The organism is Micromonospora sp. DH13, assembly GCF_020873825.1.
GTDB lineage: Bacteria > Actinomycetota > Actinomycetes > Mycobacteriales > Micromonosporaceae > Micromonospora > Micromonospora haikouensis.
In genome coordinates this window covers 92,532-103,399 of the sequence record NZ_JAHWGR010000031.1, presented here as the reverse complement: position 1 = coordinate 103,399, position 10,868 = coordinate 92,532, and the positions used below count along the sequence as shown (strand labels likewise).

The window sequence follows — 10,868 nt, the reverse complement described above, 5'->3', positions numbered from 1 at the left end:
GGGGTGGCCCTCGCGGCGCTGATCGGGGCCAGCCACGAGGTGGGCACCGACACCGTGATGTCGCCGATGACTCAGCTCCCTAGGGGCCGCACGGAGCCTTGCCATCCCCGTCCCCGCCAATCTCGCCCTCGCTGCCCACGCCGCTGTCTCCGCCACCTCCGCCGCCGCCATGTCCGCCACCTCCGCCACCACGGCCATGTCCGCCACCACGTCCGCCGCGCCGACCGCCGGTGGCACGGACCGCCGCCAGCGTCGCCGCTGCCGCCAACGCCACCAGCAACGCCGTCATTGCGATCGCGCCCGGGGCCTTCGTGGAACGGGCCAGGTTGGTGCCGTCGGGCAGGGTGAGGACGGCGGCCACCGCGCTGGGCAGCACGAACCACGGGGTCCGGGCGACCCGGGTGACCGAGACGGCGAGCAGCGTCAGCGGCCAGGTGGCGTACCAGGGGTGGAAGACGGGCGAGAGGGCGACGGTGGCGGCCAGCGCCAGCCCCGCGCCGAGCAGGGCCACCCGGGGCCGGGCCGCCGCCGGGGCATCCGTGCCGGCGCCCTGCCGGCGCAGCGACCGCCACGCCCAGCACCACAGGGCCACCAGTGTCGCCGCGAGCAGCAGCAGGCCGGCGGCCCGGGTCACCGGCACGGCGTCGGGCCGCCGCCCGGCCCACTCCCCCATGTAGTCGACGACGAAGCCGACTGCCGTCGGCGGTGACGTCCACTGCGCGGAGTCGCCGCTGCGGGCCAGCCCCTTGACCCAGCCCAGGCCCAGCCCGGACGCCACGGAGGTCGCCAGTAGCGCGGCGAGGACGCCGCCGGCCAGCAGGGCCCCGGCGCGCAGCAGCGCCCGCCAGGTGCACCGGCCCCGTAGGGCGGCCAGCGCCGCGAACGGCAGCACCACCACGGCGGTCGCCTTGACGGCCACGGCCAGCCCGAGCAGCATTCCGGCCAGCAGGAGCACCCCGGCAGTCGGAGCCTGCCCGACCGGCGGCGGCCCGGCCGGCGGGACCAGCCCGGCCGGCCGGCGGACCAGCATGAGCAGGCCGGCCAGCAGCAGGCCGAGGGCCACCGCGTCGTTGTGCGCCCCGGCCACCAGGTGCACCCCGACCAGGGGCGCGGCCAGCGCCAGCCAGGCGGCCCGCCGGACCGGCACGCCCGCCGCGCGGGCCAGCCCCGGCAGGCAGTACGCGGCCAGCAGCACGCCCGCGACGGCGTACAGCCGCAGGACGGCGATGGCACCGACCAGGCTGCCGCCGACGGTCACCGTGAGCGCGGCGAGCAGCACGAACACGGGCCCGTACGGCGCGGGGGTGTCCCGCCAGATCGGGGCGACCGAGTCCAGCCACGGGCAGCCGGCCGCCGCCACCCCCAACCGGTACGGGTCGCGCCCGTGCGCGTACGACCAGCCCTGGCAGGCGTACGAGTAGACGTCGCGGCTGCCCAGCGGCGGCGCCGCCAGCAGCGGCAGCAGCCAGAGCCCGGCGGTCATGTACGCCCACCGGCCCGACGGGGCGCCGTCGCGCAGCGCCCACCACGCCCCGACCATCAGCGCGGTGCCGACCAGCCAGCAGCCCAGCACCGCCGGGCCGTGCGGGCCCCGCCACACCTGGGCGGGAGTGCCGCCGGTCAGGTCGGGCAGCGCCCCGCCCAGCCAGCCGGCGACGGCGAGCAGAGCGGCACCGAGCAGTCCCGCCCAGCGGGCGACGACGGCCACGGCACACCCCTCGCTCAGTCGGCTCCCCGGATGGCGGGGTCCGGCGCGCGGTCCACCGCGCGGTCCACCCTGGCCGACCGTACCAACCGCACGGCCGCCCAGATCAGCAGAAGCGTCATCAGCGGAGCCCCGGGCAGCTTGGTGTACCGGGCCAGCCCGGTGCCGTCCGGCAGCACCAGGAATGATCCGACCAGCGCGACCGCGGCGAACCACACGCCGTCGCGGGCGGTGGCGGCGAGCACCGTGAGCGGCCAGATCCAGTACCAGGGGTGCACGATCGGGGAGAGCGCGACGGTGGCCGCCAGCGCCAGGCCGGCGTGGAAGAACGGGTCGCGGGTGCGGGCCCGCCACCACAGCCAGAGCAGCAGCGCGGCGAGCGCGAGCACCCCGATGGCCCGGGCCACCGGCAGGGCGTCGACGTGCAGCCCGAAGAGCAGCGCGACGTACCCGGCGGTCTGTCCCACGGCGGTCGGCGGCGAGGTCCAGGCGATCACCTCGCCCCCGCTCTCCAGCCCGCCGATCCACCCGAAGTCCAGCCCACCGGCGAAGGTCACCCCCATGACGGTGGCGACGGCCCCGGCGACCACCGGGCCACCGTCCCGCAGCAGCGCACGGAACCGGTACGGCCCGCCGATCGCCGCCAGCGCCGCGAACGGGATCACCACCAGCCCGGTGATCTTGATGGACACGGCCAGCCCGAGCAGCACTCCCCCGGCCAGCAGCGGCACGGGGCGGCCCGGCCGGGCCGCCACCACAGCCAGGCCGGCGACCAGCAGGCCCACCATCAGCGCGTCGTTGTGCGCCCCGGCCACCAGGTGCACGCCGATGAGCGGGCTGGCCAGCGCCAGCCACAGCGCCCGCCCGACGGGAACCCCGCAGCGGCGGGCCAGCACCGGCAGGCAGGCGGCGGTCAGCGCCACCCCGGCCACCGCCAGCAGCCGGAACGCGACGACCGCGCCGGTCAGCGACCCGGTCGCCTTGACCACGGCACCGGCGATCAGCACGAACAGCGGTCCGTACGGGGCCGGGGTGTCCCGCCAGATGTACGAGATGGTGTCCAGCCACGGGCAGGGCAGCGCCGACACGCCGTACTCGTACGGGCTGATGCCGTTGGCGAAGCTCGCGCCCTGGCAGGCGTACGCGTAGGCGTCCCGGCTGCCCATCGGTGGCACGAACAGCAGCGGCAGCAGCCAGAGCCCCACCGTCACCAGGGCCCACCGCGCGGACGGCACCCCGTCGCGCAGCGACCACCAGGCCCACGCCATGAGCGCGGTGCCGACCAGCCAGGACGCGATGATCAGCGGCCCGTGCGGGCCCTGCCAGATGCTGACCGGGGTGGGACGCAGGTCCCCGTCCGGGAACACGCCGCCGAGGAACGCGGACACGGCGAGCAGCAGGGAACCGGCCAACCCGGTCCAGCGCGCGAGGTGGTGAGGCACGCCCGCCATGCTGCCAGTACGGTGGTCGCGGTACGGAGGTGGGCATGCGTCGCAGTCGGGTGGTGGCGGTTGCCGCCGCGTCGGCGGTGGCCCTGGGCGTGGCGTACCTGCTGCTGCCGGGAATGGGCTCGGACCTGTCCGCCCAGGTGGCCCGGGCCGACTTCTTCGCCGCGCACGGTGCCGCCCTGGTCGACCTCCGGTGGTACGGCGGCATCCACCCGCTCGGCTACAGCCTGGTCTCGCCGCCGGTGATGGCGGTCCTCGGGGTCCGGGGCACCGGCGTCCTCGCGTTGGTGGCCTCGGCGGCGGCCTTCGCGGCCCTGCTGGTGCGCACCGGCGTTCCCCGCCCCCTGCTCGGGAGCCTGGTCGGGGTGCTCACCATCGCCGGAAACCTCGTCTCCGGCCGGGTCACCTACGGCCTCGGCGTGGCGTTCGGGCTGGCCGCGCTGCTGGCCCTCACCATGCCGACGAGCGTGTCCCCTGGCCGGCGACGGCTACGTGTCGGGCTGGCCGTCGCCGCAGCGCTCGTGGCGTCGGCGACCAGCCCGGTGGCCGGCCTGTTCGTCGGGCTCGCCGGGGCCGCGCTGTTGCTCGCCCGCCGCCGCGGCGACGGCCTGCTGCTGGGCGTCGGCGCGGCCGTTCCCCTGGCGGTCACCGGGTTGTTGTTCGGCGAGGGCGGCTGGATGAACATCAGCCGCACCGACACGGTGCGGGCGGTGCTCGCCAGCCTGCTGGTGGCCGCGCTCGTGGCGTACCGGCCGGTCCGGGTGGGCGCCCTGCTGTCGGCGGGCGGGGTGCTGATCGCCTCCGTCGTGCACACGCCCGTCGGGCTGAACGCGACCCGGCTGGCGGTGATGTTCGCGCTGCCCCTGCTCGCGGCGGCCGCCCGCCTGCCCGGCCCGGCGGCCCGGCGGGTGCCGCCGGGACTGCGCCGGGGCGGCGTGGCCGGCGTCGCCCTGGCCGTGCTGCTGGCCGCCGTCTGCTGGTGGCAGCCCCCGGTGGTGCCGGCCGACCTGCGCAGCGTCGGGGATCCGACCAGCGATCCGGCCTACTTCGCGCCGCTGCGTGCCGAACTGGCGCGGCGGGGGCTCACCGGCCGGGTCGAGGTGCCGCCGACCCGGAACTACTGGGAGGCGGCCCTCTTGGGCGACGTGCCGCTGGCGCGGGGCTGGCTGCGGCAGGCGGACGTCGACCGCAATCCCCTCTTCTTCGGCCAGGTGCCCGGCGCGGAGGGGACGGGCGTGCCGCTGACGGCGGCCACCTACCGGGACTGGCTGGCCGACAACGCCGTCCAGTACGTGGCCGTCCCGGACGCCCCGCTGTCCTGGGTCGGCCGGCCGGAGGCTCAGCTCGTCACCGGCGGCCTGCCCTATCTCCGGCCGGTCTGGCAGGACGCGCACTGGCGCCTGTTCGCCTTCACCGAGGCCCAGCCTCTCGTCGGACAACCGGCCACTCTCGTCGGCCAGACGGCGTCAACCGTCACCTTCACCACCAGGTCGGACGAACAGGTGTTGATCAGGATGAGGTACAGCCGGTGGCTGCGGACCACCGCCGGCGTCACGCTGCGGCCGGCGGACGGGTGGACGCTTGCGCATCCGCCAGGACCGGGGACCTTCACGCTGACCGGTTGACGCGGTTCGACGCGGTTAAGAGGGGGCCCCTGCTATGCAGAAAGTGATAAGAAGGGGCCCTTCCTTGCACCTCAGGCGTCGAGGACGCGTTCCATCGCCGCGCGGGATCGGCGGGCGGTGCGCAGGTACTCGTCGAGGAACTCGCCCGGGTCGTCGCGGCCGAGCAGCCGCACCACCCCGGCCAGTTCCACGCCGTGCCGGGGCAGCTGGTCGCCGGAGCGGCCCCGCACCAGCATCAGCGCGTTGCGGACCTGCGCGGCGAGGGTCCAGCCGGCGGCCATCGCGGTGGCGTCCGCCGGGTCGACCAGGTCCGCGTCGGCCGCCGCCGCGAGCGCGTCGAGGGTACGCGTGCCGCGCAGCTCCGGCAGTCGGCCGGCGTGCCGGAGCTGGAGCAGCTGCACCGCCCACTCGACGTCGGCGAGCCCGCCCCGGCCCAGCTTGGTGTGGGTGGCCGGGTCGGCGCCTCGGGGCAGCCGCTCGGTCTCCACCCGTGCCTTGATCCGGCGGATCTCGACGATCTGCTCCCGGGTGAGCCCGTCGGCGGGGTAGCGGACCGGGTCGACCATCGCCTCGAACTCGGCCCCCAGGTCGGCGTCGCCGCAGACGAACCGGGCGCGCAGCAGCGCCTGCGCCTCCCACACCTTCGACCAGCGGGCGTAGTACTGGGCGTAGGCGGCGAGGCTGCGCACGAGGGGTCCCTGCCGGCCCTCGGGGCGCAGGTCGGCGTCGACGCCGAGCGCCGGGTCGGGGGCGGGGGCGGACAGCAGCCGACGCAGCTCCTCGGCGATGGCGTGGGCGGCGGAGCTGGCCGCGCCCTCGTCGGCCCCGGCGGGCGGGTCGTAGACGAAGAGCACGTCGGCGTCGGAGAGGTAGTTGGACTCGTACCCGCCGAGCCGGCCCATGCCGATCACCGCGAACCGCAGGCCGGGCAGGGCCGGCTGGGCGGCCCGGGCGGCGCGCAGCGCGGCGGCGAGGGTGGCGTCGGTGACGTCGGACAGGGCGGTGCCGACGGCGGTGACGTCGGCGAGGCCGAGCGCGGCCCGCCCGTCGACGTCGGGGCGGCCACCGGCGGCGTCGGGGTTCCGGCCCGACGCCGGCCGGTCGGGGTTCCGGCCTGCGGCGGCCCGGTCGGCGTCCCGGCTCGGGGTGGGAGCCAGCGACCCGGCGCGGCTCAGCATGTCGGCGCAGGCGATGCGGACCAGTTCCCGGCGGCGCAGCGCGCGTACCGCCCGGGTCGCCTCGACGGGGTCGTCGGCGTGCCGGGCCGCCGCGGCGGCGAAGCCCTCGCAGAGGACGGCGCGCGGGCGGGGGGTCAGCTCGTTCTCCTCGGCGAGCAGCCGCAGCGCCTCCGGCTCGCGGGCGAGCAGGTCGGCCGCGTACCGGGAGGAGGACAGGACGCGGGCCAGCCGGCGGGCCACCGGGCCGGAGTCGCGCAGCAGCCGCAGATACCAGGGGGTGCTGCCGAGGGAGTCGGAGACCTGCCGGTAGTTGAGCAGCCCCCGGTCGGGCTCGGGGGCGTCGGCGAACTCGCTGAGCAGCACCGGCAGCAGGGTGCGCTGGATGGCGGCGGTGCGGCTCACCCCGCCGGTGAGGGCCTGGAGGTGCCGCAGCGCCCCGGCCGGGTCGGCGAAGCCGAGGATCTCCAGCCGGTGCCGGGCCGCCTCGGGGGTGAGCCGCAGCCCGTCGGCGGGGACGCGGGCCACGGACTCCAGCAGGGGCCGGTAGAGCAGCTTGGCGTGCAGCCGGCGTACCTCGGTGGCGTGGGTGACCCACTCGGCGCGGAACTCCTCGACGGCGCTGCGGCCCGGCGTGGCCGCGTAGCCGAGGGCGGCGGCGAGCCAGCGCAGCGCGGCCGGTTCGGTCGGCACGGTGTGGGTGCGGCGCAGGCCCTGGAGCTGGAGCCGGTGCTCGACGCCGCGCAGGAAGCGGTAGCCGCGCAGCAGCGCCTCCCCGTCGGCGCGGCCCACGTAGCCGCCGGCGACGAGGGCGCGCAGGGCGGGGATCGTCCCGGGTACGCGCAGCGTCTCGTCGCCGCGGCCGTGCACCAGTTGCAGCAGCTGGACGGCGAACTCGATGTCGCGCAGCCCGCCGGGGCCGCGTTTGATCTCGCGTTCCAGCTCCTTCGGCGGGATGTTGTCGATGATCTTCCGGCGCATCGACCGGACGTCGTCGACGGCCTCGGGCCGCTCGGCGGCGGTCCACACCAGCGGGGCGAGCTGGTCGATCCACTCCTGGCACAGCGCCAGGTCACCGGCCGCCGGGCGGGCCTTGAGCAGTGCCTGGAACTCCCAGGTGCGCGCCCAGCGCCGGTAGTAGGCCAGGTGGCTGGCGAGGGTGCGCACCAGCGGGCCCCGGTTGCCCTCGGGGCGCAGCGCCGCGTCGACGGGCCAGGCGACCAGCCCGCAGACGTGGATCAGCCGGGTGGCGATCGTGGTGGCCGCCGGCAGCTCGTCGTCGTCGGCGCAGACGAAGATCACGTCGACGTCGGAGACGTAGTTGAGCTCGCCGCCGCCGCACTTGCCCATCGCGACCACGGCGAGGCGCGGCACGGCGGTGCCCTCGGGCAGCTCGCCCACCGCGATGTCGTACGCCGCCGCGAGGGTGGCGTCGGCCAGCGCGGACAGCGCGGCCATGGTCTGCTCCAGGGCCCGGCCGCCGGTCAGGTCGGCCGCCGCGATGCGCAGCAGGGCCAGCCGGTACGCCTGCCGCAGCACCGCCACCGGCTGGGTGGACGGGGTGAGGCGGGCGGCGGCGGCCAGGTCGAGCCGGCCCTCGGCGGCGGGGGCGAGCCCGTCGGGGGCGGTGGCGAGCACCGGCCACTGGTGGGGGTTGGCCACCAGGTGGTCGCCGAGGGCCGAGGACGCGCCGAGCACGGCGACCAGCCGGCGGCGCAGCCCCGGGTCGGCGTGCAGGGCGTCCAGCACGGCCGAGCCGGCGGCCCGGTCGCCGGCACCGCCCGCACCGCTGCCGTTGGTGGCGGGCGTGGCGGCGCCCCCGGTGGTGCGGCGCTCGGCCTCGACGAGGCGGTGCAGCTGGCGCAGGGCCAGGTCGGGGTCGGCGGCCCGGGACAGCGCGGCCAGCAGCTCGGCGGCCCGGTCGTCGACCGGCTCCTGCTCCTGCGGGTGCCACAGGTCGAGCCCGGCCGGGCCGAGCAGGTCGGCGGCGCGGGAGCCGTCGTCGGTGCCGAAGCCGTAGCGGGCGAGCCGGCCCCGCGCAGGTCTGCTCATCATCGCCTCAGTGCCCCAGCAGCGGCAGGGGACGCCGGACGCTGTCGTCGCCCAGCTCGCCGAGGGCGAGGGCGGCGAACCGGATCGCGAACGGCTGCCACACCTCCTCGACGTCGGCCATCACCCGGTCGCAGGCGGCGACCACCAGCTCGGGGTCGTAGCCCAGCTCGTCGAGCAGGACGGAGCCGGCCGCCCAGTCGGCGATCATCGCGGTGTCGCACTCGATGTGGAACTGCAGGCCCCAGGCCCGGTCGCCGAGCCGGAACGCCTGGTGCGGGTAGCGGGTGGACGCGGCCAGCAGCGTCGCCCCGTGCGGCAGCTCGGTGATCTCGTCGGTGTGCCACTGGAGCACGTCGGGGATCAGCGGCACGTACCGGAACAGCGGGTCGGTCTCGGCGGCGTCCCGCCGGCCGACGACGGCCGGGCCGACCTCGGGCCCGGACGGGCTGCGCTCGACCAGGCCGGCGTGGGCGGTGGCGAGCAGCTGCGCGCCGAGGCACACGCCGAGGGTGGGCACCCGGTGCCGGACGGCCTTGCGCAGCAGCCCCTCCAGCTTGCCGAACCAGGGGGCGCCGGGGGTGCCGTCGGGTGTCGGGTAGGCGTGCTGGTCGCCGCCGAGCACCACCAGCGCGACGTACCCGTCGAGGTCGTCGGGGAGGTCGTCGCCGGCGTGCGGGCGCAGCACGCGCAGCTCCAGGCCCCCCTCCACCAGCCACTCCCCCAGGCGGCGGGGGTCGTCGGTCGGGTCGTTCTCGATCACCAGCGCGGTTCCCACGCCGTCGAGGCTATCGGGTGCGTCGACCGCCGCCCGGAACGCCTCGGCCCGCGCGCCGGCCGCGTCCGGTCCCGTGCAGGAGTGCCCGCTGCGGGGAGCCGGCCGGCGGCTAGGCTCTGCGGCTGTGACCGCCGACGACGCCGTGCCGCGCCCGGCCGCCGTGCTGCGTCCACCGGCCCTGCGCCCCGGCGACACGGTGCTGCTGGTGTCGCCGTCCGGGCCGACCCGGCCGGAGCGGGTGGCCCGGGGCGTGGAGCTGCTCACCGGCTGGGGGCTGCGGCCGGTCCCGGCCCCGCACGCGTACGCCCGGCGGGGTTACCTGGCCGGCGCGGACGAGCTGCGCGCCGCCGACCTGAACGCCGCGTTCACCGACCCGCAGGTGCGCGGGGTGATCTGCACCCGGGGCGGCTACGGCGCGCAACGCGTCGTGGACGCCCTCGACATGGCGGCGGTGCGCCGGGACCCGAAGGTGGTGGCCGGCTTCTCCGACATCACCGCGCTCCAGCTCGCCCTGTGGCGGGGCGCGCGGCTGGCCGGCGTGCACGGCCCCGGGGCGGCCTGGCGGGACGAGCGCACCCCGCTGCGCTCCGCCGAGTCGCTGCACGCCGCGCTGATGACCACCGCGCCGGTCACCGTCGCCGCCGTCCCCGGCGAGGAGACCTTCGGGGTACGGGTGCCCGGTCGCGCCACGGGCACGCTGCTCGGCGGCAACCTGTGCCTGCTCGCCGCCACTCTCGGCACCGCCGACATGCCGGACCTGACGGGGGCGGTCCTGCTCGTCGAGGACGTGCAGGAGCCCCCGTACAAGGTCGACCGGATGCTCACCCAGCTGCGCCGGGCCGGGGCGCTGGACGGCCTGGCCGGGGTGGCCGTAGGCCAGTTCACCGACTGCGCGGACGGCTGGGACACCACGGTCGCCGACGTGCTGACCGACCGCCTCGGCGACCTCGGTGTGCCGGTCCTCGGCGGCCTGCCGATCGGCCACGGCCACGGCCAGCTCACCGTCCCCGTCGGCACGGAGGCCACCCTCGATGCCACCGCCGGCACCCTGACCGTCGCCCCCGCCGTCCGCTAGGCCGGGGTGAGGTGGGCGATCGCGCCCGACTCCAGGGCGGCGTGGACCGTGCCGTCGGGCAGGACCGCCAGGCCGTGCGGCTCCGAGCCGGGGGTGGGCAGGTCGTAACCGTCGACGTGGCCGCCGGCGGTGACGTGGCCGATGCGGTTGGCCGCCCACTCGGTGAACCAGCAGCCGCCGGCAGCGTCGGCCACGATCGCGTGCGGGCGGGCGGCGCGGTCGGGCAGCGGGAACTCCTCGATCCGTCCGTCGGTGGTGATCCGGCCGAGCTGACCGGCGGCGATCTCGACGAACCACAGCGCCCCGTCGACGCCGAGGGTGATGCCGACCGGGCCGGCGGCGGCGGTGGGCAGCGGGTGCAGGGTCACCTCGCCGTCGCAGGCGATCCGGCCGACGGCGTTGGCCTGGTGGAGGGTGAACCAGAGGGCCTCGTCGGGCCCCGCCGTGATCATCGACGGGAACCCGCCGGAGGTCGGCAGCGGGTACGCCGTGTGGGCGCCGTCGACGTCGACCCGGCCGACGGTGTCGTTGCTCATCCCCGCGTACCAGAGGGCTCCGTCGGGGCCGGCGGCGATGCCGCCGGGGCCGGTGCCGGCCGGCAGCGCGACGGAGGTCGCCGCCCCGGCGGTGGTGATCCGGCCGAGCCGGTCGTCGCCGGAGCGGGTGAACCAGAGCGCGCCGTCGGGGCCGGCGGTGACGACGAGGGGCCGGCTCGCCGGGTCGCCGGGGTGGACCCGCACGGTGCCGTCGGCGCTCACCCGGGCGATGCCGCCGGAGTGGACCAGCGTCGCCCAGAGCGCGCCGTCGGGGCCGGCGGCGATCCCGTACGGCCCGCAGTCCGGGTCGGGCAGGGCGGTCTCGCGGATGGTGGGCTGCGGCACGGGCGTCCCGCCTCTCTGTGGGTTACGGGCCACCCTGCCGTGCCCGGTGTCCCTCGGCAACCGGTTTGTCCGCCCCCAAATGCCCGATTTTCAGCTCGCTGACAGGGTCGCCACGGCTCCGGCCCAGCTAGA

The 10,868-nt window shown here is 77.0% G+C and carries 7 protein-coding genes; 2 read left to right on the top strand and 5 right to left on the bottom strand.

Annotated features, from left to right (window positions below):
• Nucleotides 1-79: 79 nt before the first annotated feature.
• A complete protein-coding gene (gene mptB, locus LPA42_RS25705; RefSeq protein WP_228986913.1) occupies nucleotides 80-1,708 on the bottom strand; it encodes a polyprenol phosphomannose-dependent alpha 1,6 mannosyltransferase MptB in 1,629 nt (542 codons plus the stop codon).
• A gap of 14 nt (nucleotides 1,709-1,722) precedes the next feature.
• Nucleotides 1,723-3,147, bottom strand: a complete 1,425-nt coding sequence (mptB, locus tag LPA42_RS25700; protein ID WP_198956661.1) for a polyprenol phosphomannose-dependent alpha 1,6 mannosyltransferase MptB — start codon at nucleotides 3,145-3,147, stop codon at nucleotides 1,723-1,725.
• Between the two features lie 44 nt (nucleotides 3,148-3,191).
• Here mptB (LPA42_RS25700) and LPA42_RS25695 point away from each other — a divergent pair, with 44 nt between their 5' ends.
• On the top strand, nucleotides 3,192-4,778 hold the full coding sequence (locus tag LPA42_RS25695) for a hypothetical protein (protein WP_077938947.1): 1,587 nt from the start codon (nucleotides 3,192-3,194) through the stop codon (nucleotides 4,776-4,778).
• 71 nt (nucleotides 4,779-4,849) lie between these two features.
• Here the strand turns inward: LPA42_RS25695 and LPA42_RS25690 are convergent, their stop codons facing one another.
• On the bottom strand, nucleotides 4,850-8,005 hold the full coding sequence (locus LPA42_RS25690) for a bifunctional [glutamine synthetase] adenylyltransferase/[glutamine synthetase]-adenylyl-L-tyrosine phosphorylase (RefSeq protein WP_077938952.1): 3,156 nt from the start codon (nucleotides 8,003-8,005) through the stop codon (nucleotides 4,850-4,852).
• Between the two features lie 7 nt (nucleotides 8,006-8,012).
• Nucleotides 8,013-8,780, bottom strand: a complete 768-nt coding sequence (locus LPA42_RS25685; protein WP_077938946.1) for a type 1 glutamine amidotransferase — start codon at nucleotides 8,778-8,780, stop codon at nucleotides 8,013-8,015.
• Between the two features lie 124 nt (nucleotides 8,781-8,904).
• Here LPA42_RS25685 and LPA42_RS25680 point away from each other — a divergent pair, with 124 nt between their 5' ends.
• Nucleotides 8,905-9,855, top strand: a complete 951-nt coding sequence (locus LPA42_RS25680; protein WP_228986912.1) for an LD-carboxypeptidase — start codon at nucleotides 8,905-8,907, stop codon at nucleotides 9,853-9,855.
• On the opposite strand, the gene LPA42_RS25675 is transcribed toward LPA42_RS25680, so the two are convergent.
• Nucleotides 9,852-10,736, bottom strand: a complete 885-nt coding sequence (locus LPA42_RS25675) for a virginiamycin B lyase (RefSeq protein ID WP_077938945.1) — start codon at nucleotides 10,734-10,736, stop codon at nucleotides 9,852-9,854. The two genes, LPA42_RS25680 and LPA42_RS25675, sit on opposite strands and share 4 nt — an antisense overlap.
• Nucleotides 10,737-10,868: the final 132 nt, after the last annotated feature.

Bases quoted from the DNA above. Each gene is read 5' to 3' on its own strand.
- LPA42_RS25695 (WP_077938947.1), top strand. From the start codon at position 3,192: ATGCGTCGCAGTCGGGTGGTGGCGGTTGCCGCCGCGTCGGCGGTGGCC.
- LPA42_RS25690 (WP_077938952.1), bottom strand. From the start codon at position 8,005: ATGAGCAGACCTGCGCGGGGCCGGCTCGCCCGCTACGGCTTCGGCACC.